Annotated in this window: 22 protein-coding genes; 13 read left to right on the top strand and 9 right to left on the bottom strand. The window is 73.2% G+C overall.

Going from position 1 to position 24,659, the window contains the following annotated elements:
• Positions 1 to 54 precede the first annotated feature (54 nt).
• Both ACFY0K_RS15735 and purU read left to right on the top strand, forming a co-directional pair.
• Complete coding sequence (locus tag ACFY0K_RS15735) at positions 55 to 501, top strand: hypothetical protein (RefSeq protein WP_351957352.1); 447 nt, start codon at positions 55 to 57, stop codon at positions 499 to 501.
• Positions 502 to 564: 63 nt separating this feature from the next.
• Positions 565 to 1,449: a formyltetrahydrofolate deformylase gene (purU, locus tag ACFY0K_RS15730; RefSeq protein WP_382721109.1), complete on the top strand. Its 885-nt coding sequence runs from the start codon at positions 565 to 567 to the stop codon at positions 1,447 to 1,449.
• A gap of 213 nt (positions 1,450 to 1,662) precedes the next feature.
• Here the strand turns inward: purU and ACFY0K_RS15725 are convergent, their stop codons facing one another.
• Positions 1,663 to 2,886, bottom strand: a complete 1,224-nt coding sequence (locus tag ACFY0K_RS15725; RefSeq protein ID WP_390640529.1) for a maleylpyruvate isomerase N-terminal domain-containing protein — start codon at positions 2,884 to 2,886, stop codon at positions 1,663 to 1,665.
• A 53-nt stretch (positions 2,887 to 2,939) separates the two neighbouring features.
• Positions 2,940 to 3,521: an RNA polymerase sigma factor gene (locus tag ACFY0K_RS15720; protein ID WP_390640298.1), complete on the bottom strand. Its 582-nt coding sequence runs from the start codon at positions 3,519 to 3,521 to the stop codon at positions 2,940 to 2,942.
• A 357-nt stretch (positions 3,522 to 3,878) separates the two neighbouring features.
• On the opposite strand from ACFY0K_RS15720, the gene ACFY0K_RS15715 reads away from it, so the two are divergent.
• Positions 3,879 to 4,253, top strand: coding sequence for an STAS domain-containing protein (locus ACFY0K_RS15715; RefSeq protein WP_352356105.1), 375 nt, complete (start codon positions 3,879 to 3,881; stop codon positions 4,251 to 4,253).
• A gap of 167 nt (positions 4,254 to 4,420) precedes the next feature.
• Positions 4,421 to 4,933, top strand: a complete 513-nt coding sequence (locus tag ACFY0K_RS15710) for an EF-hand domain-containing protein (protein WP_351957068.1) — start codon at positions 4,421 to 4,423, stop codon at positions 4,931 to 4,933.
• On the opposite strand, the gene ACFY0K_RS15705 is transcribed toward ACFY0K_RS15710, so the two are convergent.
• Positions 4,917 to 6,464: a class I adenylate-forming enzyme family protein gene (locus tag ACFY0K_RS15705; RefSeq protein WP_390640297.1), complete on the bottom strand. Its 1,548-nt coding sequence runs from the start codon at positions 6,462 to 6,464 to the stop codon at positions 4,917 to 4,919. The genes ACFY0K_RS15710 and ACFY0K_RS15705 overlap by 17 nt on opposite strands.
• A gap of 125 nt (positions 6,465 to 6,589) precedes the next feature.
• Here ACFY0K_RS15705 and ACFY0K_RS15700 point away from each other — a divergent pair, with 125 nt between their 5' ends.
• The 3 genes from ACFY0K_RS15700 to ACFY0K_RS15690 all read left to right on the top strand — a co-directional run bounded on the left by ACFY0K_RS15700 (position 6,590) and on the right by ACFY0K_RS15690 (position 9,632).
• Positions 6,590 to 7,720: an acyl-CoA dehydrogenase family protein gene (locus ACFY0K_RS15700; RefSeq protein ID WP_390640296.1), complete on the top strand. Its 1,131-nt coding sequence runs from the start codon at positions 6,590 to 6,592 to the stop codon at positions 7,718 to 7,720.
• A gap of 6 nt (positions 7,721 to 7,726) precedes the next feature.
• Positions 7,727 to 8,599, top strand: coding sequence for an acyl-CoA dehydrogenase family protein (locus ACFY0K_RS15695; RefSeq protein ID WP_390640295.1), 873 nt, complete (start codon positions 7,727 to 7,729; stop codon positions 8,597 to 8,599).
• A gap of 553 nt (positions 8,600 to 9,152) precedes the next feature.
• On the top strand, positions 9,153 to 9,632 hold the full coding sequence (locus ACFY0K_RS15690; RefSeq protein WP_351957354.1) for an ATP-binding protein: 480 nt from the start codon (positions 9,153 to 9,155) through the stop codon (positions 9,630 to 9,632).
• A 318-nt stretch (positions 9,633 to 9,950) separates the two neighbouring features.
• Here the strand turns inward: ACFY0K_RS15690 and ACFY0K_RS15685 are convergent, their stop codons facing one another.
• Positions 9,951 to 10,886, bottom strand: a complete 936-nt coding sequence (locus tag ACFY0K_RS15685) for a cyclase family protein (protein WP_390640294.1) — start codon at positions 10,884 to 10,886, stop codon at positions 9,951 to 9,953.
• An 86-nt stretch (positions 10,887 to 10,972) separates the two neighbouring features.
• On the opposite strand from ACFY0K_RS15685, the gene ACFY0K_RS15680 reads away from it, so the two are divergent.
• From ACFY0K_RS15680 to ACFY0K_RS15665, 4 genes are all read left to right on the top strand, one after another.
• Positions 10,973 to 11,887 (top strand): SDR family oxidoreductase, encoded by a 915-nt coding sequence (locus ACFY0K_RS15680; protein WP_390640293.1) that lies wholly within the window; start codon positions 10,973 to 10,975, stop codon positions 11,885 to 11,887.
• Positions 11,888 to 12,352: 465 nt separating this feature from the next.
• Positions 12,353 to 13,492, top strand: coding sequence for an acyl-CoA dehydrogenase family protein (locus ACFY0K_RS15675; RefSeq protein WP_390640528.1), 1,140 nt, complete (start codon positions 12,353 to 12,355; stop codon positions 13,490 to 13,492).
• Positions 13,492 to 14,541, top strand: coding sequence for a Zn-dependent alcohol dehydrogenase (locus ACFY0K_RS15670; RefSeq protein WP_390640292.1), 1,050 nt, complete (start codon positions 13,492 to 13,494; stop codon positions 14,539 to 14,541). Before ACFY0K_RS15675 ends, ACFY0K_RS15670 begins: the two co-directional genes overlap by 1 nt.
• A 74-nt stretch (positions 14,542 to 14,615) precedes the next feature.
• A complete protein-coding gene (locus ACFY0K_RS15665; protein ID WP_390640291.1) occupies positions 14,616 to 15,872 on the top strand; it encodes an MFS transporter in 1,257 nt (418 codons plus the stop codon).
• Here ACFY0K_RS15665 and ACFY0K_RS15660 read toward each other — a convergent pair.
• Positions 15,771 to 16,805 carry a GlxA family transcriptional regulator gene (locus tag ACFY0K_RS15660; RefSeq protein ID WP_390640290.1) on the bottom strand — a complete coding sequence of 345 codons (1,035 nt, stop codon included), beginning with the start codon at positions 16,803 to 16,805 and terminating at the stop codon, positions 15,771 to 15,773. The two genes, ACFY0K_RS15665 and ACFY0K_RS15660, sit on opposite strands and share 102 nt — an antisense overlap.
• A 71-nt stretch (positions 16,806 to 16,876) precedes the next feature.
• Between ACFY0K_RS15660 and ACFY0K_RS15655 the strand changes: the two genes are divergently transcribed.
• Positions 16,877 to 18,190, top strand: coding sequence for an MFS transporter (locus ACFY0K_RS15655; protein ID WP_390640289.1), 1,314 nt, complete (start codon positions 16,877 to 16,879; stop codon positions 18,188 to 18,190).
• A gap of 16 nt (positions 18,191 to 18,206) precedes the next feature.
• Here the strand turns inward: ACFY0K_RS15655 and ACFY0K_RS15650 are convergent, their stop codons facing one another.
• Complete coding sequence (locus ACFY0K_RS15650; RefSeq protein WP_390640288.1) at positions 18,207 to 18,815, bottom strand: flavin reductase family protein; 609 nt, start codon at positions 18,813 to 18,815, stop codon at positions 18,207 to 18,209.
• An 81-nt stretch (positions 18,816 to 18,896) separates the two neighbouring features.
• Here ACFY0K_RS15650 and ACFY0K_RS15645 point away from each other — a divergent pair, with 81 nt between their 5' ends.
• On the top strand, positions 18,897 to 19,829 hold the full coding sequence (locus ACFY0K_RS15645; RefSeq protein WP_390640287.1) for a hypothetical protein: 933 nt from the start codon (positions 18,897 to 18,899) through the stop codon (positions 19,827 to 19,829).
• A gap of 20 nt (positions 19,830 to 19,849) precedes the next feature.
• Here the strand turns inward: ACFY0K_RS15645 and ACFY0K_RS15640 are convergent, their stop codons facing one another.
• From ACFY0K_RS15640 to ACFY0K_RS15630, 3 genes are all read right to left on the bottom strand, one after another.
• Positions 19,850 to 20,635: an enoyl-CoA hydratase/isomerase family protein gene (locus tag ACFY0K_RS15640; RefSeq protein WP_390640286.1), complete on the bottom strand. Its 786-nt coding sequence runs from the start codon at positions 20,633 to 20,635 to the stop codon at positions 19,850 to 19,852.
• A complete protein-coding gene (locus tag ACFY0K_RS15635) occupies positions 20,635 to 22,872 on the bottom strand; it encodes an acetate--CoA ligase family protein (protein ID WP_390640285.1) in 2,238 nt (745 codons plus the stop codon). The genes ACFY0K_RS15640 and ACFY0K_RS15635 overlap by 1 nt, the downstream gene beginning before the upstream one ends.
• 118 nt (positions 22,873 to 22,990) lie before the next feature.
• Positions 22,991 to 24,541 (bottom strand): flavin monoamine oxidase family protein, encoded by a 1,551-nt coding sequence (locus tag ACFY0K_RS15630; RefSeq protein WP_390640284.1) that lies wholly within the window; start codon positions 24,539 to 24,541, stop codon positions 22,991 to 22,993.
• Positions 24,542 to 24,659: the final 118 nt, after the last annotated feature.

Below are 24,659 nucleotides of genomic sequence, written 5' to 3'. Positions count from 1 at the left end.
ACGACCGTGCAAGGTTCGGAGAACTCTTCCCGTCGCGGCCGTCGCTCCTCCACCATGGGCGGCATGCCACTCAACGACATGCCGTGGTGGCGCTGGCGCAGCAATGTGCGCTCCGCGCTGCACATGCTCTCCGACCCGGACTTCCAGCGGAACGTCTGGCTGGCCGGGCAGGAGGGGTACGGGGACGTGACCGACGCGGTCTACCGGCTGGTCGAGGACACCTGGCTGGACAACTGGTCCGCGGAGAAGTACGTCGGGACGATATTCCGCGACTCGCAGGAGGCGGCGCTCGTCGACACCGCCGTGCTGCGGGTGCTGCGCATCATGCACCAGGTGGGGCCGGACGCGCACGTCTCCGCCTACCTGGAGCACCAGGGGTGGCCGGACGCGGTCCGGGCCGCCCGGGACGCGCACATACGCCTGGCGGCGAGCGACGGCGACGACCCGGACGTCCCGCCGCGCAGCCTCGACGTGCTGCGGATCATGACGCGGGCCGCCTGAGCCGCCGGTCCGCGTCGCGGACAGGAAACGCCGGGGCGGGCGAGGCGTGAGATTCTGTCGGGCATGACCGATCAGTCCACCCGAGTCCAGGCCGCCCCGGCCGACCAGTACGTCCTCACGCTCTCGTGCCCGGACAAAAAGGGCATCGTGCACGCCGTGTCGAGCTATCTGTTCATGACCGGCTGCAACATCGAGGACAGCCAGCAGTTCGGGGACCACGACACGGGCCTGTTCTTCATGCGGGTGCACTTCTCGGCCGACGCGCCGGTGACGGTCGACAAGCTGCGGGCGAGCTTCGCGGCGATCGGTGACTCCTTCCACATGGACTGGCAGATCAACCGGGCCGACGAGCGGATGCGCATCGTCCTCATGGTCAGCAAGTTCGGCCACTGCCTGAACGACCTGCTCTTCCGCGCCCGCATCGGCGCGCTCCCGGTGGACATCGCGGCCGTGGTCTCCAACCACACCGACTTCGCGGAGCTGGTGGAGTCGTACCACGTCCCCTTCCACCACATCCCGGTGACGAAGGAGACGAAGGCCGACGCCGAGGCCCAACTGCTCGCCCTCGTCCGCGAGGAGAACGTCGAGCTGGTGGTGCTGGCCCGCTACATGCAGGTCCTCTCGGACGACCTGTGCAAGCAGCTGAGCGGCCGCATCATCAACATCCACCACTCGTTCCTGCCGAGCTTCAAGGGTGCGAAGCCGTACCACCAGGCGCACGCGCGGGGCGTGAAGCTGATCGGTGCGACGGCGCACTACGTCACGGCGGACCTGGACGAGGGCCCGATCATCGAGCAGGAGGTCGAGCGGGTCGGCCACGACGTCACCCCCGACCAACTGGTCGCGATCGGCCGCGACGTGGAGTGCCAGGCGCTGGCCCGCGCGGTGAAGTGGCACGCGGAACGCCGCATCCTCCTCAACGGCCGACGAACGGTCGTCTTCGCCTGACGGTTCGTTTCCGTTCGCCTCAGGGGCGGGACGGTCCGGTTCGTCGGCGGGTGCGGCCGAGTGGGGGCCGTTCGCGCAGTTCCCCGCGCCCCTGGAAAAGACGGGGCTGCGCCCCGCTTTTCGCTTTTAGGGGCGCGGGGAACTGCGCGACCAGCGACGAACCACCTGTGGCCGCCGTCGCACGGAACCACCCCGCCCCTTGGGTGAACGTCCCTACATCCGGCTCAGGCTCGCGGCGGCGAAGAGTACGTCCCTGATCGCCGCCCGGTCGCCGAGCTGGCCCGCGGCCGCCTCCTCCGGCGGCACATGGCCCGCGGCCAGCCTGCAGAACTCCACGTCGTCGAGGGCCACATGGGCCACCTCGAACTCCGGTGAGCCCACCGCCCCCGGCGAGTCCAGCGGGATCAGCCACTCGCCGCCGCCGTGGCCCTCGATCTCCAGCCGCAGGCTGCGGCCGGGCCGTCCCGCAGGGACCAGGTGGGGCGTCCGGCCGGGCGACGCCAGCCCCGCCCGTCGGCGCTCGGCCAGCGCAGCGGGCAGCATCCGGGCCGCGAGGTCGATCATCCGGTGCAGGTGTCTGGGGGCCGGCGGCTCGTAGGGATAGTCCACGGCCTCCGCGATGTCCTCCGCGTGCACCCAGCACTCGAAGGCGCGGTCCAGCATCGCGTCGTGCAGGGGCAGTTCGAAGTCGCCGTACGACACCCCGAGGCGCCCGGCGCCGCCGCCGGTGAAGGAGACGGTCTGCACCAGCCGGTGGCTCTGCTCCCGCCAGGGCGCCCGCACCGCACGCGTCGGCGGGAAGTGCGAGGCCTGCCAGAACGCCTCGGTGCGGGCGGCCGGACCCTGCGCGCGGGCCTCGCCGAGCGGGTCCTCGAGGCCGAGGGCGGTCGCCACCAGCCCGTCGACGGTCAGCAGGTGGGCTATCACCCCGGCGACCGTCGTGCGGCGGGTCGCGGCCGCCTCGCCGTCGAACCAGCGCAGCCGCACCGGTGTGTGCCACTCCGCGTCGCCGATGTCCTGGAGCAGGGCGTCCAGGCGGGCGGTCTCCGCGTCGTAGGGCGCCGCCCAGGCGGGGATCGGGATCCTGGCCGGACGGCGGTCCAGGCAGGCCTCCAGGACCCGGGTGCGCAGGCCGGGGTCGAGGTCCAGGCTCTCCGGCTGGTGCAGCAGGCCGACTGCCTCGCGCAGCCGCCGCGCCTCGTCCGCGCAGGCCCCGCAGTCCCCGAGGTGGGCCTCGACGGTGAGGGACTCCGCCGCCGAGCACGCGGCCAGCGCCCACGCCCCGAGCAGCGACTTCAGGACGTCGTGCGACAGCTCCAGCGGTACGGGCGGCGGGCCGGCCGGCTCGGACAGTGGCTGCCCGCCGTCCTCGACGGAGGCCCGGGGCAGCGGTATGCGCGGCGGCCGGCCGAAGGCGCCGCCGCCGTCCCTGGGCACGTCACCGTCCCCGGAGCCGGTGCCGTCGTGCGCCCCGGAGAACTCGGCGCCGGTCACCGGCCACCTCCGTACCCGGGAGGCGTCCCGGCGTCGTGCGCGGTGGACAGCAGTTGCAGGCCGAGGCGCAGCCGGCGGCGGGCCTCGTCCTCGGTGACGCCGAGGTCCACCGCGGTCTGCCGGTAGTCGCGGCGCTGGAAGTAGGCGAGATCCAGGGCGGCGCGCAGCGGGGCCGGCATGGAGTGCACGATGTAGTCGGCGCGGGCCGCGACCGACGCCCGCCGCACCTTGTGCTCCAGCTCCTGGGCGGCCTCCGGGGAGCCGCTGTCGCCGGGGGCGAGCGCGGCGGTCTCGGTGGCCCGCAGGCGCTGCACGGCGAGCCGGTGGGCCAGCGCGGCGAGCCAGGAGCGCAACGGCCCCTGCCGGGGGTCGTAGGCGTCGGGGTGCTCCCAGACCTGGGCGAAGACCTCGCGGGTTATGCCGTCGGCGGCCCGTTCGTCCCCGAGGACGCGGTGCGCGAGACCGTGCACGAGCGAGGCGAAGCGGTCGTACAGCTCACCGAGGGCGGCCGCCTCGCCGCGGGCGAGCCGCTGCTGCATCTTGCGGTCCCAGCGGGGCGGTGCGTCCTTCTTCGCCATACGGCCCCCTCCCCGTGTCCGTGTCCAGCGTGTCTGCACCGTCACCTCGAATGTAGTCGGCACGTCGGAGGACGCACGCCCCTTTATGGCAATGCGCGCCCCCTGGCGGGCCGCGGGTGGTAGTGGGCGTTCGGTCCGCTCCCGGTACCTCTCGGCTCTCACCCTCGTCTCCGGTCAAACCTTCCGTTCCTGATCGAACAGGACTGACCATGACCGAAACAAGCCCCTTCTCGATCGGTGCTCGTTTGTCGTTCGGGGTTTCGGGGAACGGCCGCTGGGCAGCCGCGCGAGAAGAAGCGTAGGAACACGCTCCGTTTCCGGGCGGTTCCGGAGATCCGGCGAGCGGAGGGCTGAGCCGTGGCTTTCAAGGTGACCGGCGGCGAACAGGGCGAGTGGGCCGTGCTCGAGGTGTCGGGCGAACTGGACCTGGTGACCTCGCCGGCGCTGCGCCAGCGGGTGCACGACGTGGTGGCCGAGGGGCACCACAGCCTGGTCCTCGACCTGTCCGACGTCTTCTTCTGCGACTCCAGCGGGGTCGGCGTCCTCATCGCCGTCCGCCGTCTGATCCGCTCCTGCCGGGGCCGGCTGCGGCTGATACTGCCCGCCCAGGGTGCGAGTGACGGTTCTCACGTCAACCGGGTCCTCGGCGCCCTCGGCGTACGACGCCTCTTCGACGTCTACGCCGACATCGACAGCGCGACCACCGACGAGGAGGACCCGCTGTCCGCCTAGCCGGGCAGCGCACGCCCATAGCCGACGATCACGACAGTGCCACGTTGTTGTCGCGGAATTCCCCCGGTCTTGGCACAACCGTCGTTTTCCCGCTCTCCTGCCGCCGCCGCGTCGTACGCTCCGATGCGAGATGAACCCCCACGTCACGTAAGGCGGCCCGAACAGACATGGTCAGCACCGAGTACGAGCGACGGATCGCCGCCCGGTTCGCAACCTTCGACCAGGACGGCAACGGCTGGATCGACCGCGAGGACTTCAACTCGGCGGCCAAGGCACTGCTCGCCGAGTTCGGCGCGCCCGCCCGCTCCGACAAGGGCCAGGCCCTGTACGCGGGCGCGGAGGCCTTCTGGCAGGGCATGGCCGGGATGGCGGACCGGGACGGCGACCAGCGCATCACCCGCCAGGAGTTCGTGAGCGGCGCGGTCAAGCGGCTGCACGACAACCCCGAGCGGTTCGGCGAGATCGCCCGCCCCTTCCTGCACGCGGCCCTCGCCCTCGCGGACCCCGCGGGCACCGGCACGGCGACCGTCGCCGACACCGCGCGCCTGCTGCGCGTCCTCGGCGTCGCCCCCGAGCTCGCGCAGGCGATCGCGTCGGGCCTCGACACCGACGGCGACGGCAACGTGGCGGAGACCGAGATCGTCCCGGCGTTCGCCCGCTACTTCACGATCCCGGAGTAGAGCTCCCGGAGGCGGGAGCCGGAGCGGGAGCCTCGGAGAAGCGCTCGCGCAGCTTGTACTTGAGCACCTTGCGCAGCGTCTCGTTGCGCGGCAGGGCGTCCACCACCTCCAGCCGCTCGGGCAGCTTGTGCACCGACAGCCCCGCCGCCCGCAGGTACGACACCACCGCCGGGAGCGTCAACGCGGCCGCCCCCGGCGGCTGCTCGACCACCGCGCAGACCAGCTCCCCGCGCTCCGCGTCCGGCAGTCCGACCACCGCCGCGTCGGCCACCGCCGGGTGCGCGGCGAGCAGGTCCTCGATCTCCTTCGCGGAGATGTTCTCGCCCTTGCGGATGATCACGTCCTTGAGCCGTCCGGTGAGGACGAGATGGCCGGTCGCGGTCACCCGGCCCAGGTCGCCGGTGCGCAGGAAGCCGTCCTCGTCGAAGGCCGCGGCGGACTGCGCCGGGTCCAGGTACCCCTGGCACACCGCCTCCCCGCGCAGCCGCACCTCGCCGCCCTCCGCGATCCGGATCTCCATGCCCTCCGGCGGCCTCCCCTCGGTCGTCGCCAGGTTCTCCGCGGTGTCGTCCGGCGCCCCCATCGTGATCATCGGCACCTCGGTCATGCCGTACCCGTGCGTCAGCTGCACCCCCATCTCGCGCACCACCGCGTGGTACACCTCCGGCGGCTTGGGCGCCCCGCCGCCGGCCAGCAGCCGCAGCGACGGAATCACCGGCACCCCGGGCCGCTTGCGCTGCTCCGCCAGGAACATCGAGTAGAAGGCCGTCGACCCGCCGGCCACCGTGACCCCGTGCCTGCGGTACTCCGGCAGTGCGTCCGGCAGCGCGAACTGCTCGAACATCACCGCGGGGAAGCCGTACAACAGCAGCATCACCGTGTAGTCGGGGCCGGCGATGTGCGCGTACGGGAACGCCATCGAGCCCACGTCGTCCGCCGTGAGCCGCAGCGCGTGCGCGAGACACGAACCGCCCGCGATGAGCGACCGGTCCGTATGCAGAACGCCCTTGGGGTCCGAGGTGGTGCCCGAGGTCCAGTAGATCCACCGGACGGAGGTGCCCTCGGCGGGCGGGGCGGGCAGCACGCCCGGGTCGCCGTCCGGCAGCTCGTCGTACGCCTCGAAGATCCCCTTCGCGCCCAGCCGCCGCGCCAGCTCCGTGTGGTCGAAGCCGCGCCACACGCCCGGTACGGCGAAGAACTCGGCCCTGGACTCGCGCAGCGCGAAGCCGACCTCGCGGTCCCGGTAGAAGGGGATGACGGGGGACTGCACGGCGCCGAGTCTGGCCAGCGCGAAGGACAGCACGGCCGTCTCGATCCGGGTCGGCAGCTGCCAGGCGACGACCGTGCCGGGGCGCACGCCCATGCCGTGAAGCCCGGCCGCGACGCGTTCGGCACGCGCGCGCAGCCCGCCGAAGGACAGGGTGCGGTCGCCCTGGAGGAACACCGGCCGGTCCGGGGTGAGTTCGGCGCGGCGGACGACCAGGTCCCAGAGGGTGCGGGAGGCACTCAGTTCGTGTGCGGTGGCGTCCATGGAGTCCCCCTGACAACGGAACTGACGACTCGTCAGATCGTAGGTCCTGGCACCTTGCCGGTCCAGGGGTGCGGGGTTAGCCTGCGAGACCTGACGAACCATCAGTTCCGTGGGGGTGTCTGCCGGTGGACCTGTCCTACACACCCGAGGAGGAGGACTTCCGGACGCGGCTGCGGGAGTGGCTCGCCAAGGTGCTGCCCGGTCTGCCGCCGAAGCCGAAACCCGAGGACTGGCCGGGCCGCCGCGCCTACGATCTCGGCTGGCAGCGCACGCTGTACGACGCCGGGTACGCCGACGTCCACTGGGACGCGTCGCCCACCACGCGGCTGATCTTCCTCGAGGAGACGGAGCGGGCCGGCGCGCCCTACGTGGGCGCCAACTTCGTCGGCCTGCTGCACGCGGGCCCCACCATCGCGGCCGAGGGCAGCGAGGCGCAGCGGGCCCGCTGGCTGGCGCCGATCCTGCGCGGCGACGAGGTGTGGTGCCAGGGCTTCAGCGAACCGGACGCCGGGTCGGACCTGGCCGCGCTGCGCACGCGCGCGTGGCGCGACGGCGCCGACTACGTGGTGAGCGGGTCCAAGATCTGGACCTCGCACGCGGAGGTCGCCGACTGGTGCGAGCTGCTGGTGCGCACGGACCCGAAGGCGCCCCGGCACCGGGGCATCACCTGGCTGGCCATGCCCATGGACGCGCCGGGCGTCACCGTACGGCCGCTGCGCACGCTCGCCGGGTCCGAGGAGTTCGCCGAGGTGTTCCTCGACGAGGTACGGGTGCCCGTGGCCAACCGGGTCGGCGCCGAGAACGACGGCTGGCGGGTCACCATGGTGACCCTCTCCTTCGAGCGCGGCACCGCCTTCGTCGGCGAGGTCGTCGCCTGCCGCCGGGTCCTCGGCGACCTCGCGCGCGCGGCGCACGCGAACGGCAGCTGGGACGACCCGGAGCTGCGCCGCCGCCTCGGCCGCCTGCACGCCGAGTTCCGGGCGCTGTGGCGGCTCACCCAGTGGAACGTCAGCGAGGCGGAGGGCAGGGGCGTGCCGGGCGTCGGGGGCTCGGTCTTCAAGCTGCGCTACTCGCACGCCCGCCAGGAGCTGTACGACGCGGCGGCCGACGTGCTCGGGCCCGACGCGCTCGACCTGGACCGGCCGTGGGTCCTCGACCGGCTCTCCTCGCTCTCGTACACCATCGCGGCCGGGACCTCGCAGATCCAGCGGAACATCGTGGCCGAGCGGATCCTCGGGCTGCCGAAGGGGCGGTGAGCGGACGTGCGCTTTCGACTGACCGGCGACCAGGAGGCGGTGCGGGAGGGCATGCGGGAGCTGCTCGGGCGCCGGTTCGACGGCGCGGCGCTGCGGGCGGCGGCCGGCGGGCCGGCGCGTCTCGACCGGGGCCTGTGGCGGGAGCTGGGGGCCGCCGGGTTCTTCGCGCTGCGGCTGCCGGAGGCCGACGGCGGGGTCGGACTCGGTCTGCCGGAAGCCGTGTTGGTGTTCGAGGAGGCGGGGCGGGCGCTGCTGCCAGGGCCGCTGGTGGCCACCCATCTCGCGGCGGCCGACGTGCCCGGCGCGGCCACCGGGGAGGCCGTGGTGGCCCGCGTGGACGGCGGTCTGGTGGAGTGGCTGGCCGAGGCGGACGCGGTGACCGGGGACGCGTCGGAAGCCGTACCGGTGCGCTCGGCGGACCCGTTGACGCCCCTGCACCGGGTACCGGGGCCGGTCCCGGGACCGGCCGACCCGGTCGCGGTACTGCTCACCGCCGCCGAGCAGCTCGGCACGGCCACGCGCGCGTGCGAGCTGGCCGTGCAACACGCCCGCACACGCGTGCAGTTCGGCCAGCCCGTCGGGGCGTTCCAGGCGGTCAAGCACCTGTGCGCCGACATGCTGGTGCGCGCCGAGACCGCGCGGGCGGCCGTCTACGCCGCCGCCGTCACCGCCGACCCCGTGGACATCGCGACGGCCCGGCTGCTCGCCGACGAGGCCGCGGTGCGCGGCGCCCGGGACTGCCTCCAGGTGCACGGCGGGATGGGCTTCACGTGGGAGTCGGAGGTGCATCTGCATCTGAAACGGACATGGGTGCGGGCGCAGCGTGGAGGAGTGAATACGGAGAGTGAGGAAATGCTCGCCGCGGAGCTGCTCGGCTGAGCGTTCGAAACGGCTCTGGCCTGCGGAATCATGGGTCTGGGCGACCGTGATGTCGCGGATTGTGGCATACCGACATCACTGAGCGTTGATACCGGGTTGTGTCCAACGCGTGACTCGTCACGCCCTGGAGTCGACTGTCCCCTCGGGTACCTTCTGTGGGATGCGAATGGTTCCGAGGACGAGCCATGCCGGCGGTGCCGTCGAAGCGGCCCCGCCGCTCGGGGTGCGCACCGCCGCTCGCAGGGCGGTAAGGGCTTGCGCCCCCGCTTGTTCGACTCCCCGCCGCGAGCGTCGCACAGTATGCCGCAGGCGTACTCCTTCGCGCTGGAATATGCCCGAAGCGCTTGTTGGGGTGACTGTACGTCAACCATGCTGTCTCGTAAGGGAATCACGTTCCGTGAGCCTAGCTCTGGCCGTTGTTCTGGCCATGCAGAAAATGGCTACGATCGTGGCCCTCGCCGTCCTTGTGGTCGCGACCCTCGTCGTGGCCCTGGCTCGGCGCGGGTTCATGTGTCCGCCGGTTCGGATGGTGTGAGCGGTGCAGGTGCTTCAAGTGCAGCTGGAGATCCGGCCCGACCCCACGGAGGTGGGGCGGGCCAGAAGGTGGGCTCGCTCGCGCCTCGCCGGGTCCGGTATAGCGGCGGACGAGCCGCTGGCCGAGACGCTGATCCTGCTCGTCTCGGAGCTGGTCACCAACGCCGTGGTGCACACCGGCTGTCCGGCCGTGCTGCGGCTCTCGCTGCCGGGCACGGACCGCGGCGGTGCCGACGACGCGTCGGCCACCGTACGGCTGGAGGTCGCCGACGCCAGCGACCGCGCGCCGGTGCCGCGGTGCGCCGACGGTGACGCGACCGGCGGCCGGGGCCTCGCCCTCGTCGACGGGCTCGCCGACCGCTGGGGCTGGAGCCCCGAAGGCGCCGGCAAGCGCATCTGGTGCGAACTCGACCGCTGCTCCGAGACCAGGCAGGGCGCTGCGGTGGCGTACGGGGGCGGTCTTGCCTCGTACGAAGGGCTGGCCTTCGAGGCGGTGTGATCCCAGTGTGCGGTCATGCGCCGGGGGTTTGCATCCGTGCGCGCCCATCGTGAACCGGGGCATAAGTCGTAAAAGCCCGTGCGGGTGTTGACGCCTTGTGACCGTTTGCTCACGCTTGAGGTCTGCGATTCGCCGCGAGGGGACGGCGAGGGTCTGGCTGACGGACGCCCTCGTCGAGTGTGGGTCGAGCCGGACGGCGGCGCGCGGGACCGGGCTCGGGGCGGGCCGGTGCGCGCAGCCGTCCGGATGTGGGGGGAATGGGGGAGGGCCGGTGTCACGCCCCCTCGGGCGTGACACCGGCTTCCGGCGGGGAGCCGTTCACAGGACGGCCACGGGGGCGACCGGAGTGCCCGTCGCCCCGACGAACGGCTCGGGCATCGCCGACAGCAGGAACGCGTACCGGCCGGTTTCTCCACAGGCTGTGGACAACTCTTCGAGGTTCCAGTTCTGCCCCTGCAGCATCCCCATCTCCACGAGGTCCAGGGCGTGCACGGGCAGCCACAGGTCCTCGATCTCGGGCGGGAAGATCTCGAAGGTGAGGGTGTCGTTCGCGACGGCGGCCACGTCGCGCGCGTGGAACCACTCCGGGGTGTGCACCGAGAGACCCGGTGACGGGTAGCCGTACCCGTGCTTGTCCCCGGCGAGGTAGACCTGCACCTGCCCGGTCCGCACGAGGACGATGTCACCGCCCCGGACGCGCGTCCCCGCGAGTTCCTCGGCCGCGTCGAGATCCTCCGGGGTGACCGCGTGCCCGCCGGCCAGCCGGTCCACGCCACGCGCGCGTGCCACGTCGAGCAGCACCCCGCGCGAGACGATGTGCCGCGCCTTGTCGATCCCGCAGAACTCGGCACCCCCGTGCGCGGTCACCGTGCCCGCCGGACGGCCGTTGTAGAGCCTCCCCGAGTGCGAGACGTGGGTGAGTGCGTCCCAGTGGGTGCCGGCCTGCAGCCCCATGGTCACGGCGTCGTCGCTGCACGCGACCGTCCCCGGGCCGAAGAGCTCCTGGTTGATCTGCACCATGGCGTGCAGCGGGTTGACCCGCCCGGGGATCATCCCGGTCTGCACCCCGTCCTCCCGGAGCGGCAGGGCGAGCGGCACGCGCCGCCCGCTCCGGACGGTCGCCGCGGCCTCCCGCACCACCTCGTCGGTGATCAGGTTCAGCGTGCCGATCTCGTCGTCGGCCCCCCAGCGGCCCCAGTTGTTGACGCGCTTGGCGATGTCGTGGAACGCGGGGTGAAGCGCCGGCAGTGACATCTGGGTCCTCCCCAGGCCTTGTGTCCGCACATCTGACGGGTCATAAAATCTAACGGTCCGTCAGAAACCGCGGGAAGGGGCCGGGCGTGGGGAACTTCTTGGCAGGCAAGGTCGTCGCCGTGACCGGTGCGGGACGGGGTATCGGACGGGCGGTGGCGCTGGCGGCGGCGGCCGAGGGGGCGAAGGTCGTCGTCAACGACTACGGCGTCGCGGTCGACGGCGCCTCGCCCACCAGCGAGGTCGCCGAGGCCGTCGTCAAGGAGATCGAGGCGGCGGGCGGGGAATCGGTCGCGGTCGCCGACGACATCTCCACGATGGCGGGCGGGCAGCGGGTCGTGGACACGGCGCTGTCGTCGTACGGCCGGCTCGACGGGGTCGTGTGCGTGGCGGGGATCCTGCGCGAGCGGATGCTGTTCAACATGGCCGAGGAGGAGTGGGACCCGGTCCTCGCCACTCATCTGAAGGGCACGTTCACGGTGTTCCGGGCGGCGTCGGCGGTGATGCGCGCCCAGCGCGCCGGCACGCTGGTCGGCTTCACCAGCGGCAACCACCAGGGGTCGGTCTCGCAGGCCAACTACAGCGCGGCCAAGGGCGGGATCATCTCCCTGGTCCGGAGCGCGGCGCTCGGCCTGCACAAGTACGGGGTGACCGCGAACGCGGTGGCGCCGGTGGCCAGGACCCGGATGTCGGCGGGTGTGCCGACGGAACTGACCGAGATCGGCGAGCCGGAGGACGTGGCCGCGTTCGTGGTCTACCTGCTGTCGGACGCGGCGCGGGACGCGGGGATCACCGGGCAGGTCTACACGGTGGCCGGACCGAAGATCGCGGTCTGGGCCCAGCCGCGGGAGCTGCGCGCCGCGTACGCCGAGGGGGGTGCGTGGACGCCGGAGCGGATCGCGGCGGCGCTGCCGGGGAGCGTGGGGGTCGATCCCATGCCGATGCTGGCGCGACTGGCGGCGATGGAAGCGGCCGCGCGCACGGGGAGCCGGCCGAACGCCTAGTGGGCAGGGGGGTGCGGAACATGCGCGGGTGCGACGCCGACGTGGTTGTTCACGCAGTTCCCCGCGCCCCTGGGGGGCGGGGTGCGTGCCTGGGTGCGGTGCCGTCGTGGTTGTTCGCGCAGTTCCCCGCGCCCCTGGGGGGGCGGGGTGCGTGTGTGGGTGCGGCGCCGTCGGGGTTGTTCGCGCAGTTCCCCGCGCCCCTGGGGGGTTGTGCCCGGCGGAGTTCAGAAGCTCGGGTCCCTGCCTCTCTGCCTCTCTGCCTCTCTGCTTCCCTGCTTCCCTGCTTACCTGCTTCCCTGCCTCCCTCCTCCCTCCTCCCTCTCTCCTCCCTGCTCTTCTCGCCCCCCTGCCGGTCCCTCTCCTTTCTCCGCCGCGATGGCGATCAGCCGCGACGGTGGTGTCCGGCGGTTTTCGTACGGCCCCAACCCCGACGCATCTCTGGAGGTCACCGTGGAGTTCGGCGTCATGCCGGAGGACGAGGTGTTTCGCACCGAAGTCCGGGCCTGGCTCGATGCGCATGCCAACGCAGCTGTGGACCGGCGCAGTTGGGAGCGCACCCTCGGGGCCGACGGGTGGATCGGGATCGGGTGGGCGGAGGGCGGGTACGGGAACCGGACCGCGACGCTCACTCAGCAGGTCGCCTGGGCCGAGGAGTACGCGCGCTCGGTCGCGCCGCCGCGGTCCGGCCACATCGGGGAGAACCTGCTCGCTCCGACGCTCATCGCACACGGCAGCAGTGAACAGAAGGCGCGGTTTCTGCCGGCCGTCGCCGCCGGGGACGAGCTCTGGTGCCAGGGGTACAGCGAGCCCGGCGCGGGGTCCGACCTGGCCGGTGTGCGCACGGTGGCGGTACGGGAGGCGGGCGGGTACCGCATCACCGGGCAGAAGATCTGGACCTCGCTCGCCCACGAGGCCGACTGGTGTTTCGTGCTGGCGCGCACCGAGGCGGGCTCGCGGCGCCATCACGGGCTGAGCTTCCTGCTCGTGCCCATGGACCAGCCGGGCCGCATCGAGGTCCGCCCGATCCGGCAGCTGACCGGCACCAGCGACTTCAACGAGGTCTTCTTCGACAGTGCGCACGCGCGCGTGGAGCACGTCGTCGGCGGCGAGGGCAACGGGTGGCGCGTCGCGATGAGCCTGCTCGGGTTCGAGCGCGGCGTGTCCACGCTCGCCCAGCAGATCGGGTTCGCGGAGGAACTGGGGCGGGTCGTGCGGGACGCCGTGCGGAGCGGGGCCGCCGACGATCCCGTCGTACGGGAGCGGCTGGTGCGGCTGTGGGCCGAGTTGCGGGTGATGCGGTGGAACGCCCTGCGGACGCTGGGGAACTCGGCCGCCGAGCCCGGCGCGCCCAGCGTGGCCAAGCTGCTGTGGGCCGGCTGGCACCAGCGGCTCGGTGAGCTCGCCGTGCTGGTGCGTGGCGCGGCCGCGAGCGTCGGCCCGGCCGGCTGGTCCGCTGTCGCGCCGTACGAACTGGACGCCGCCCAGCACCTGTTCCTCTTCTCCCGGGCCGACACCGTCTACGGCGGCTCGGACCAGGTGCAGCGCACGATCATCGCCGAGCGGGTGCTCGGTCTGCCGAGGGAACCGAAGGGGGTCGAGTCGTGATGCGCGGAGTCGTGTTCGACGGGAAACAGGTGCAGGTCGTCGACGATCTGGACGTGCGGGAGCCGGGGGCGGGTGAGGTGCTGGTGGCGGTGTCCGCGGCCGGGCTGTGCCACAGCGATCTGTCCGTGGTGGACGGGACCATACCTTTCCCCGTTCCCGTGGTGCTCGGGCATGAGGGGGCGGGCGTGGTGGAGGCGGTCGGTGTGGGCGTCAGCCATGTGGCGCCGGGGGACCATGTGGCCCTGTCCACGCTCGCCAACTGCGGCGCCTGCGCCGACTGCGACCGGGGGCGGCCCACCATGTGCCGCAAGGCCATAGGGCGCCCGCAGAAGCCGTTCACGCGCGGCGGGCAGGCCGTGTACCAGTTCGCCTGCAACTCGGCCTTCGCGGAACGCACGGTCGTCAAGGCCGTGCAGGCGGTGCGGATCCCGAAGGACATCCCGCTGACGTCGGCCGCCCTTATCGGGTGCGGGGTGCTGACCGGGGTGGGCGCCGTCCTGAACCGCGCCCGCGTCGACCGCGGCGACACCGTTCTGGTCATCGGCACCGGCGGGATCGGCCTCAACGTCATCCAGGGTGCGCGGATCGCGGGCGCGCTGCGGATCGTGGCCGTGGACGCCAACCCGGCCAAGGAGGAGGCGGCCCGGCAGTTCGGCGCGACCGACTTCCTGACCTCGACGGACGGGGTGAAGGACCTGCTGCCGACCGGGGTGGACCACGCCTTCGAGTGCGTCGGCCGGGTCGAACTGGTCCGGCAGGCCGTCGACCTCCTCGACCGGCACGGCCAGGCCGTCCTCCTCGGCATGCCCGCCCCCACCGCCGAGGCGTCCTTCGCGGTCGCCTCCATGTTCCTCGACAAGTCCATCCTGGGCTGCCGCTACGGCTCCTCACGCCCGCAGCACGACATCGCTCTCTACGCCGGTCTGTACCGCCAGGGCAGCCTGCTGCTCGACGAGTTGGTGACCGAGACGTACCCGGTGGAGGACTTCGAGAAGGCCCGCGCCGACGCCGAGGCGGGGCGAGTGGCACGGGGGGTGCTCACGTTCTAGGAGGCGCGCACGGGGTTTCCACAGCCCCGGGAAAACCTCTCGGCGTTGTCGGTCCCGCCCCCTACCGTCATCCCATGACCTACCGTGACGTCGCGTCCAAGCACCTCCTGGTCTGGACCGGGACCGCCGTGGGCGCCCGCATGCCGGTCGCCATGGCGCCGTTGGCCCTGGTGTTCCTGGTGCGCGAGCGGCCCGGCGGCTATTCGCTGGGCGCGCTGCTGGCGGCGGCCTACGTGCTCGGCGAGATCGTGGGCGCGCCGGTGCTGGGGATGCGGCTGCGTCCGGAGCGGGCGCGGGCACAGCTGTCCGCCGGCCTCGCGGTCGGGGCCGCCGGATTCGCCGGGCTCGGTGGCCTCCCGGACGCGCCTCCGGCCGTCCTCGCCGCCTTCGCGTGGGTCGCCGGTGCCGCGCCGGCCGCCGCCACCGGAGGGCTGCGCACGCTGCTCACCGCGCTGGTCCCGGAGCGGGCGGCGGCGCAGGCGCTCTCCGTCGAGTCGATGCTGACGTCCGCCGTGTGGGCCGTCTCTCCGGCCGCGGTGGCCGGTCTGGCCCTCGGTGCCGCCCCCGCCGTCCCGCTCCGGCTCGCCGCCGCCCTCATGGCCGCGTCGGTGGCCGGCCTGTGGTTCCTGCCGGCGGCCTGGGGCACGGCCGGGCGGACGGCCGCGCCCCTCGTGCGCGTCCTGGCCGGCGCATGGCCGGTGTACGTCACGGGCGCAGCCAGCCTGACCCTGCTCGGCCTGTCCGAACTCGTCCTGCCCGCCCTGCTCGAACAGCGCGGGATCGACGTCGGCTGGTCGGGTCCGCTGCTGACCGGGATGGCGGTCGGCGGCGGGCTCGGCGCGTTCCTGCACGGCCTGCGCGCCTGGCCGGGACGGCTGCGTACCCGCAGCGTGCTGCTGATGACCGGCACGGCGTGCTGCGTGGCGCTCGCGGCGCTCATACCCCACACCGCGGGGATCGCGGCCGTGCTCGTGCTCGGGGGCATGTTCCAGTCGGCCGCGATGCTCACCCGCAACCTGTCGCTGCGCGAAGCCCTGCCGCCGGGTGCCCTGGCCGCCGGTTACGCGGTCATGTACGCGGCCGCCAGCGCCGGTTACGCGGTGACCGGCTCCCTCGCCGGGGCACTGCTGCGGGTGGTCGCCCCGTCCACGGCCGTGCTGGCCGGGGTCGGCGTGACCCTGGTGCTCAGTGCGGTCGGGTGGTGGGGCGAGGTGGGGCGGACGCGGGTGTCAGCCCGGGGTGGTGACGGGGCCGGGGCTGTCGGTGTCGCCTGTCCCGGGGCGGAAGGTACGGCGATAGGCGGTCGGGGTGACGCCGAGCGCCGCCTGTAGGTGCTGGCGCATCGACTGGGCGGTGCCGAAGCCGGCGTCGCGGGCCACCTGGTCGACGGAGAGGCCGGTGGACTCCAGGAGGTGGCGGGCGCGTTCGACGCGCTGCTGGGTGAGCCACTGGCCGGGGCTGACGCCGGTCTCCTCGCGGAAGCGGCGCGTGAAGGTCCGTACCGACATGGCCTCCTGCTCGGCCATGTCGCGCAGCTGGATGGGCTCGTGGAGTCGGCCCAGCGCCCAGGCGCGGGCGGCGGTGGTGGTGGCGGCCTGAAGGTCGGGGACCGGGCGGTGGATGTACTGGGCCTGGCCGCCGTCCCGGTGCGGGGGGACGACCGTACGGCGGGCCACCTCGTTGGCGACGGCCGTGCCGTGGTCGCGGCGGACCATGTGCAGGCACAGGTCGATGCCGGCGGCCACCCCGGCGGAGGTGAGGATGTCGCCGTCGTCGATGAAGAGGACGTCCGCGTCGACTTCGAGCTGAGGGAAGAGGCGTTGGAGGTGGTCCGCCTCGGCCCAGTGCGTGGTCGCCGGGCGGCCGTCGAGGTAGCCGGCGGCGGCCAGGACGTAGACGCCGGTGCAGATGGAGGCGAGCCGGGTGCCGGGGCGGATGTGGGCGAGGGCGGCGGCCAGTTCGGGGGTGAGGACGCCCTGTTCGAAGACCGGGCCCAGCTCGTACGAGGCCGGGATGATCACCGTGTCGGCGGTGGCCAGCGTCTCCGGGCCGTTGGGCACGTGGATCGCGAAGTCGGCGTCGGTGTCGACCGGGCCCGGCGGGCGGACCGAGCAGGTCACGACCTCGTAGAGGTGGCGCCCCCGGGCGTCCTTGGGGCGGCCGAAGATGCGGTGCGGGATGCCCAGCTCGAAGGGGAGCAGGCCGTCGAGGGCGAGGACGACGACGCGGTGCGGGCGGAAGCCGGGGCCGGGGTCACTGCTCATGGCCCGATCCTAGCGAATGCTGTCCTCTCGGCCACTCGATGGAGTGGACCGATCGGCCGGATATTTGTGGCGTGACCCAGACAACCGAAGCCGCAGCCGCCCTCGCCGAGGGCCCGAAGCCGACCCGGTCGCCGCGCATCCACCGCGCCTGGTTCGTCGCCGCCGTCACCTTCGTCACGATCATCGGCGCGGCCGCCTTCCGTTCCCTGCCCGGCCTGCTCATCGACCCCCTGCACGCGGAGTTCGGCTGGTCGCGCGGCACGATCGGCGCGGCCGTCTCCGTCAACCTCGCGCTGTACGGGCTCACCGCGCCCTTCGCGGCCGCGCTGATGGACCGTTTCGGCATACGCCGGGTGGTGGCCGTCGCGCTGACCGTCATCGCGATCGGCTCGGGCCTGACCGTGTGGATGACCGCGGCCTGGCAGCTGATGCTCTGCTGGGGCCTGCTGGTCGGCCTCGGCTCCGGCTCGATGGCGCTCGCCTTCGCCGCCACGGTCACCAACCGCTGGTTCACCACCCGCCGCGGCCTGGTCAGCGGCATCCTCACCGCCGCCTCCGCCTCCGGCCAGCTGATCTTCCTGCCTCTGCTGTCCTGGATGGTCGAGACGTACGACTGGCGCCCGGCCGCCGTCACCGTCGCCCTCGCCGCGCTCGCGGTCGTCCCCTTCGTCTGGCTGCTGCTGCGCGACCACCCGGCCGACGTGGCGCAGAAGCCGTACGGGGCGACGGAGTTCGTCCCGAAGCCGGCCCCGGTCACCGGAGCCGCGCGCAGGACGGTCGGGGTGCTCCTCTCCGCCGTCCGCACCGGGCCGTTCTGGCTGCTCGCCGGCACCTTCGCGATCTGCGGGGCGTCCACCAACGGCCTGATCCAGACCCACTTCGTGCCCGCCGCCCACGACCACGGGCTGCCGGTCACCACGGCGGCCTCGCTGCTCGCGGTCATCGGCGTCTTCGACGTCGTCGGCACGATCGCCTCCGGCTGGTTCACCGACCGCTTCGAACCGCGCCGCCTGCTCGCCGTCTACTACGCCCTGCGCGGCATCTCCCTGCTCTTCCTGCCGATGCTGCTGGGCCCGTCGGTCCACCCCTCGATGATCTTCTTCATCATCTTCTACGGCCTCGACTGGGTCGCCACCGTTCCGCCCACCCTGGCCCTGTGCCGGGAGCAGTACGGCGAGGACAGCGCCATCGTCTTCGGCTGGGTCCTCGCCTCCCACCAGGTCGGCGCGGCCCTCGTCGCCTACCTCGGCGGCGTCGCCCGCGACGTCTTCGGCACCTACGACATGGTCTGGTACGCCTCCGGCGCGCTGTGCGCGGCGGCGGCCCTGATGGCCCTGGTGATCCGGCGGCGGCCGGTGACCGCGGTCCCGGCCCTGGCCGTCTAGGACCGGGCAGCGACCCCTAGGCGCCCAGTGTGCCGAACCGCCCCCGGTGGAACAGCAGCGGTCCGCCGGGGGCCTCGCCCGTGCCCAGCGCGTCGACCCGGCCGACCACGATCAGGTGGTCGCCGCCCGTGTGGACCGCGTGGACCGTGCAGTCGATCCACGCGGCGGCGCCGGTCAGCCGGGGGGAGCCGGAGACCGGGGCCGGGTCGTGGGTGACGCCGGCGAACTTGTCCGCGCCGCTCACCGCGAAGGCGCGGCACAGCTCGCCCTGGCCCGCGCCGAGGACGTTGACGCAGAAGACGCCGGCGCGCGCGATGCGCGGCCAGGTGGCCGACGTGCGGCCGACCATGAAGCAGACCAGGGGCGGGTCGAGGGAGAGGGAGGAGAACGACTGGCAGGCGAAGCCGGCCGGGGCGGACTCGCCCTCGGCGGCCGGTGCGGTGATCACGGTCACCCCGGTCGCGAAGGTGCCGAGCACCCGCCGGAACTCCGTCTGGTCGACCGGCGCCCGCTCGTCCGCGCGCACGCACCGCAACTCCGGGCGCGGCAGCGACTCCACGGGCCCCGCCGCGGGGACCGACCTGAGATAACGGACGGCAGCCGCGGCCGCCCCTGCGTGTCCCATCACCACTTCATTGAAGCTGACGTGGCGTCAGATGGGAAGGGCGGTACGGGGCACCGTACGACCGCTTCGTACGCTGCGCCCATGGGGTGGGAAAGCGTACGGGGGCGGGGCGGGGCGCGGGAGCGGACCGGTGAGCGGCCCGTCTGGTCCGGCGGTGATCTGAGCACGGCGGTCGCGCTGGCCACGGCCCAGCTGCCGGCGGCCGGACTGCTGACGTTCATCGACCTCTCCGGCCGTGACGACTACGGCGCCGGGAACGGCGGCGCCCTGGGCGCGGTGTTCCTGTTGTTCCTGGCGCCGGTCCTGCTGCCGCTGCTGGGCGTCGCGCAGGCGTTCATGCTGGCCCTGCCCTCCGTGGTGGCGGCCCGGCTCGCGGGCCGGCGCCTGGGCGGCCCTTCCTGGCCGTGGTACCTGGTGACGCCGGTGGTGCCGGCCGCCTTCTGGAGCGCACTCGTCGCGTCACTCGGGTCCTGGCCGTTCACCACGACGTTCGCGGTCCTGGCCGGGCTGGGCGTGCTGCCGACGCTCGGCGTCGGCTGGGTCCGGCGGCGCGCCCTGCGGCCGGCGGGCGTCTGGTGGCGGGCCGCCGCCGGCTCGTTCGGGCTGGCCGTTCTCACCCTCGTCGGCGGGGTGCTGGCGTCCGAGGCGGGCCTGGTCCCGCAGTACGAGCCACCGCGGCTGACCGCCGCCCAGCTGACCGGCGTCTGGCGGGACGGAAGCGGCGCCGAGCTGCGGCTGCGTGCCGACGGCAGCGCGGAGGCCGTCAAGCTGCCCACCGAACCGGCGCCCTTCACGGACGACGACTTCAGTGACTACGTCGTGTGCGCGGGACCCGGTACCTGGGCACCCCGGAGGACCTGGCGCGACGGTGTGCTGGTCAAACTGGACGGGGACTGCGGTCAGGACACCCAGTGGTCGGTCGGCGGCAGCGAGGACGCTCCCCAGCTGTTCGTTGTCTTCGGCGACCCCGACGCGGGCACCCTGCGGATCCTCAGGCGCGCGACGACCGGTTGACCGTCCGCCGCCGGCCGGGCTCACCGGCCCCGGAACTCCGGGTTCCTGCGCTCCACGAAGGCCCGCACCCCTTCCTGGGCGTCACGCGTCGTCATGTTGATCTCCTGGGCGGCGGCCTCGGCGGCGAAGGCGGTTGTCCGGTCGGTGTCCAGGGACGTGTTGACCAGGTGCTTGGTCAGGGCCAGGGCGCGGGTGGGGCCGCTGGCCAGGCGGATGGCCCAGTCGCGGGCCGTCTTGGGCAGGTCGGCGTCCGGGACGACCCGGTTGACCAGGCCCAGGCGTTCGGCCTCCGGGGCGGAGAGCGCGTCGCCGAAGAACATCAGCTCCTTGGCGCGGTGCGGGCCGATCAGGCGGGGGAGGAGGTAGGCACCGCCGCCGTCGGGGACCAGGCCGCGCCGCACGAACACCTCGATGAAACGGGCCGATTCGGCGGCCAGCACCAGGTCGCAGGCGAGCGCGAGGTGCGCGCCGAGGCCGGCTGCGGTGCCGTTGACGGCCGCGAGCACCGGTTTCTCGCAGTCGAGGACGGCGGCGACCAGCCGCTGGGCGCCGAGCCGGATGGTGCGGGCCACGTCACCCGGCACGCGTTCGGCCGTGGTGCCGCTGCCGCGGAGGTCGGCGCCCGCGCAGAAACCACGGCCGGTGCCGGTGATGACCACCGCGCCGACCCCGGGGTCCGCGGAGGCCTCGCCGAGGAGGTGGATGACGTGGTCGCGCTGGTCGGGGGTGAGGGCGTTGAGGGCGTCGGGGCGGTCGAGGGTGAGATGGGCGACCCGCTCCGCGGTCACGTACCGGACGGTGTCCATCAGCGGCACACCGCCAGCGCGTCCAGCGCCACCGCGCCCTGGCCCCGCTCCAGCACCATCAGCGGGTTGATGTCGAGCTCGGCGAGCTGGTCGCCGAGCTCCAGGGCCATCCGCTGGACGCGGAGGATCACTTCCACGAGGGCGTCCAGGTCGGCCGGCGGGCGGCCCCGCACCCCGTCCAGCAGGGCCCGCCCGCGCAGCTCCGCGAGCATGTCCCGGGCCTGGTCCTCGCCGAACGGCGGCACGCGTACGGCCGCGTCGTGCAGGACCTCGACCAGGACCCCGCCGAGCCCCACGGTCACCGTCGGCCCGAACAGGTCGTCGTGGGTGACCCCGACCACCATCTCCACGCCCCGCTCCACCATCTGGCAGACCAGCACGCCGTCCAGGGCGACCCCCTCGTAGCGGGCGATGTCGGTCAGGTCCCGGTACGCGTCCCGGACCTGGCTGGCCGAGGTCAGGCCGATCTTCACCAGGCCCAGCTCGGTCTTGTGGGCGATCTGGCCGCCGGACGCCTTCATCACCACCGGGTAGCCGACCAGCCCGGCCGCGCGCACGGCCGCCGCCGCGCTGGTCACCAGCTGCTCGCGCGGCACCCGGATGCCGTACGCGCGCAGCAGCTGCTTCGCCGCGTGCTCGCTCAGCTGCCGGCCGGGCCGCATCAGCGCGAGCGCCTTGCGGTAGGAGGGGGAGGGGGTGCGCGGGGCCTCGTCGAAGGGGGAGCGGTAGTCGCTCACGAAGCGGTGGTGGTCGAGGTAGGCGTGGACGGCGGTGAGGCAGTTGCCGACCGTGCGGAAGGTGGCCACCCGGGAGGAGCCGAGCAGGACCTCGCGGTAGGCGGCCTCGGTGCCGACCGGCGAGCCCCACACCACGCACACCAGCTTGTCGCTCGCCTCGGCCGCGTCGACCAGGTCCTGCACGAGCCTGTCGCTCAGCGGCGGGAAGGGACCGGTGACCGGGCAGACCAGCACCCCGACCTCCGGGTCGGCCAGGATCGCGTCGATGATCTTCCGGCCACGCCAGTCGCCCACCGGGTGCCCGCCGTTGTCGACCGGGTTGGCCACGCTCAGGTACTCCGGTATCCACTGGTGCAGCTCGGCCTGCCGGGCCGCCGACAGCACCGGAAGCCTCAGGCCCAGGCCGGCGGCCAGGTCGGCGACGTGCGCGCCGGTGCCGCCCGAGATCGAGTAGACGACCACCCCGTCGGCGCGCGGCGCCCGCGCCCGGGCCAGCAGGGCGGCGGTGTCCTGGAGTTCGTCGAGGCCGTCGACGCGGATCACGCCGTACTGGCGCAGCGCCGCGTCCACCACGTCGTCCGCCCCGGTCAGCTTGCCGGTGTGGGAGGCGGCGGTGCGGGCGCCGGCCTCGGTGCGGCCCACCTTGACGGCGACCACGGGCACCCGGCGGCGGGCCGCGCGGTCGGCGGCGAGCAGGAAGGCGCGGCCGTCCTTGAGACCCTCGACGTAGCAGGCGATGGCGCCGACCTCGGGGCGCTCGGCGAAGTAGGAGATGAAGTCGGCGGTCTCCAGGTCGGCCTCGTTGCCGGTCGGCGCCCAGTGCGAGAGCCGGATGCCGAGTTCCTGGGCGGCGAAGACGGGCCGGCCCTGGTGCCCCGACTGGGTGATCAGCGCGATCGCCGGTCCTTCCAGGTCGTCGCGGAACCGCTCGAAGGCGTTCAGGTTGGTGTTCGGGCCGAGCAGCCGGAGCCCGGACCTGCGTACGGCCGCCGCCAGGCGGGTCTGGGCCGCGGCGCCCTCCTCGCCGGTCTCCGCGAACCCGGAGGCGAAGGCCACGGCGAACCTCACCTTGGCCTCGGCCAGTTCCTCGATCACCGGCAGCGGGTCGGCGACCAGGAGCACGGCGAGGTCGACCTCTTCGGGCAGGTCGGCGACGGAGGGCACGCAGGCGATGCCGAAGACCGACGGCCGGGTCGGGTGCACCGGGTGCACCCGGGCCCCGACCCGCCCGGCCCAGTCGAGCAGCTGCCGGGTGATGCCGGTGTTGGGCCGCCCTTCCGCGTCCGAGGCGCCGATCACGGCCACGGACTCGGGGCGGAAGAACCTGTCCAGATCCGGTACGTCCGCGTACAGCGGCCGTCCGCTGACGTCCAGCGCGTCCGCGTCGCCCGCCTCGGCCGCGCGGCCGTGGACGGCGGGCCCGGGACGCTGCTCACCGCAGGCGATGACCCGGGCCCGGCGGGAGTCGGTGGTGAGGGTGCCGTGGGTTGATCCAAGCATCGTTCCGCCCGCTCCTGTGTGACAGCACAATTACCTGACGCAGTGTCAGATTACTGAACTGACGCTGCGTCAGGAACTGCTCTGCACGCAAAGTTGAGGGCCGAAGCAGCCCTTCTTCTCAGCCGAGGGCGGCCAGCACCTCCTTCGCCACCCGCTCGCCCGAGCGCACCGCCCCGTCCATGTACCCGGTCCAGAACGTCGACGTCTCCGTCCCGGCCCAGTGGATCCCGCCCACCGGCTCGCGCAGCGCGGCCCCGTACTCGGTCAGCACCCCGGGCGGCGCGTAGGCCACCGGACCGCCCCGCGAGAAGCCCTCATCGTCCCAGCGCTGCAGCACGAAGGAGGTGGGGGATTTGGCCTTGTCCCCGAAGTAGTTGGCGTAGTCGGCCAGCACGGCGGCCCTGACGTCGGCCTCGGCCGCCGCGTCGTACGCCCGCATCTCGTCGGCCTCGATGAAGCCCATCAGGGCGCCGTAGGAGCCGTCCGGCGGGGAGTTGTCGAAGGTCGAGCGGACCACGCCGGAGTCGCTGACCGCCTGCCCGTTGAGGCCGTCGGCCCGCCAGAACGGCGTGTCGTAGACCGCGATGGCCTTGCCGATCGAGCCCATCGGCATCCGCTGGGTGAGCTGGTCGCGGGCGGCCGGGAGCAGCGGGTCGTAGGTGATGCGGGCGGCGAGCGGGGGCGGCAGGGCGACGACGACGCGGGTCGCGCCGACCGTGATGCCGTCCGCCGTGACGACATACCCGCTGCCGGACCTCACGATCGACCGCACCGGCGCGCTCAGCACCACCCGGTCGCCGAGGGTCGCGGCGAGCTTGATCGGGACCTGCTGGGAACCGCCCACGAAACGGGACTCCTGGGCGCCGGCCGCCGTGTCGGTGAGGCGTTCCAAGGTGCCCGCGGTGGACTCGTCACCGGCGGCGGCGATGTAGTAGAGGACGTAGAGCAGGGAGAGTTCGCGGGGCTGGGCCGAGAAGATCGACGTGCAGGCCAGGTCCAGCAGGAACTTGGCGGAGGGCACGATCGCGTGGGCGTTCAGCCAGCTCTCGAAGGTCTGCCTGTCCCACTCGGCGGCCTTGGCGGCCGTCCACGGCGCGTCCACCGGGACCTGTGCGGCCATGCTGTCCAGCTCGGACTGCACGATGGCCGCGTTGGCCAGCCCCGCCGCGTCCACCGGCGGCACCGAGCCGAGCAGGCCGCTGGTGTCGTACGGGGTGCGCTTGCCGTCCTTGTAGAGGAGGTTGTTCCCCGTGTTGTACGTGGTGAAGGTGGCCACGCCCAGGGAGTCGGCGAGGGCCTTGATGCGGTTCTGGGTGGGGCCGATGAACTCTCCGCCGCCCTCGGTGAAACCGCCGTTCGCCAGCTTCAGGTTCACCACCCGGCCGCCGACCCGGTCCCGCGCCTCCAGCACGGCCACCGACCTGCCGCCGGCCACCAGGTCGCGGGCCGCGGTGAGCCCCGCGATGCCGCCGCCGACGATCGCGACGTCGACGGTCCGGGAGGCGGCGGCCGGGGCGGCTGCGGCGGCCGTGGCCGCCTGGGCGGTTCCCGCGGAGACCGCGGTGAGGCCGGCGGCCCCGGCGGCGGCACCGCCGAGGAGGGAGCGGCGGGAGAGCCGGGGAGAGGGCTCGGGGGCGGGCCGGGGAGAGAGCTGTCTTTCGCGTGCCACGTGCGTCCTCCGTGCTGGGCGAGAGGGGTGGAACCGGAAAGTTGAGCAGGGCTCACATTCTGGTCCCGGGCACGGGCGCGATGCTACCGCCGGTAACAAACGGCGCCCGTCGCATGCG

Origin of the sequence: Streptomyces sp. NPDC001507, from assembly GCF_042894765.1 — a bacterium.
Taxonomy (GTDB): Bacteria; Actinomycetota; Actinomycetes; order Streptomycetales; family Streptomycetaceae; genus Streptomyces.
Note: the sequence above shows the minus strand (reverse complement) of the source record. Positions and strands in the feature narration are given on the sequence as shown.

What these genes read in the sequence shown, in the direction of transcription:
- ACFY0K_RS15660 (WP_390640290.1), bottom strand. Translation starts at nt 16,805, where the DNA reads ATGAGCAGTGACCCCGGCCCCGGCTTCCGCCCGCACCGCGTCGTCGTC.
- ACFY0K_RS15720 (WP_390640298.1), bottom strand. Translation starts at nt 3,521, where the DNA reads ATGGCGAAGAAGGACGCACCGCCCCGCTGGGACCGCAAGATGCAGCAG.
- ACFY0K_RS15735 (WP_351957352.1), top strand. Translation starts at nt 55, where the DNA reads ATGGGCGGCATGCCACTCAACGACATGCCGTGGTGGCGCTGGCGCAGC.
- ACFY0K_RS15665 (WP_390640291.1), top strand. Translation starts at nt 14,616, where the DNA reads ATGACCTACCGTGACGTCGCGTCCAAGCACCTCCTGGTCTGGACCGGG.
- ACFY0K_RS15650 (WP_390640288.1), bottom strand. Translation starts at nt 18,815, where the DNA reads ATGGGACACGCAGGGGCGGCCGCGGCTGCCGTCCGTTATCTCAGGTCG.
- ACFY0K_RS15705 (WP_390640297.1), bottom strand. Translation starts at nt 6,464, where the DNA reads ATGGACGCCACCGCACACGAACTGAGTGCCTCCCGCACCCTCTGGGAC.
- ACFY0K_RS15635 (WP_390640285.1), bottom strand. Translation starts at nt 22,872, where the DNA reads ATGCTTGGATCAACCCACGGCACCCTCACCACCGACTCCCGCCGGGCC.
- ACFY0K_RS15685 (WP_390640294.1), bottom strand. Translation starts at nt 10,886, where the DNA reads ATGTCACTGCCGGCGCTTCACCCCGCGTTCCACGACATCGCCAAGCGC.
- ACFY0K_RS15670 (WP_390640292.1), top strand. Translation starts at nt 13,492, where the DNA reads ATGCGCGGAGTCGTGTTCGACGGGAAACAGGTGCAGGTCGTCGACGAT.
- purU (WP_382721109.1), top strand. Translation starts at nt 565, where the DNA reads ATGACCGATCAGTCCACCCGAGTCCAGGCCGCCCCGGCCGACCAGTAC.
- ACFY0K_RS15675 (WP_390640528.1), top strand. Translation starts at nt 12,353, where the DNA reads ATGCCGGAGGACGAGGTGTTTCGCACCGAAGTCCGGGCCTGGCTCGAT.
- ACFY0K_RS15710 (WP_351957068.1), top strand. Translation starts at nt 4,421, where the DNA reads ATGGTCAGCACCGAGTACGAGCGACGGATCGCCGCCCGGTTCGCAACC.
- ACFY0K_RS15645 (WP_390640287.1), top strand. Translation starts at nt 18,897, where the DNA reads ATGGGGTGGGAAAGCGTACGGGGGCGGGGCGGGGCGCGGGAGCGGACC.
- ACFY0K_RS15640 (WP_390640286.1), bottom strand. Translation starts at nt 20,635, where the DNA reads ATGGACACCGTCCGGTACGTGACCGCGGAGCGGGTCGCCCATCTCACC.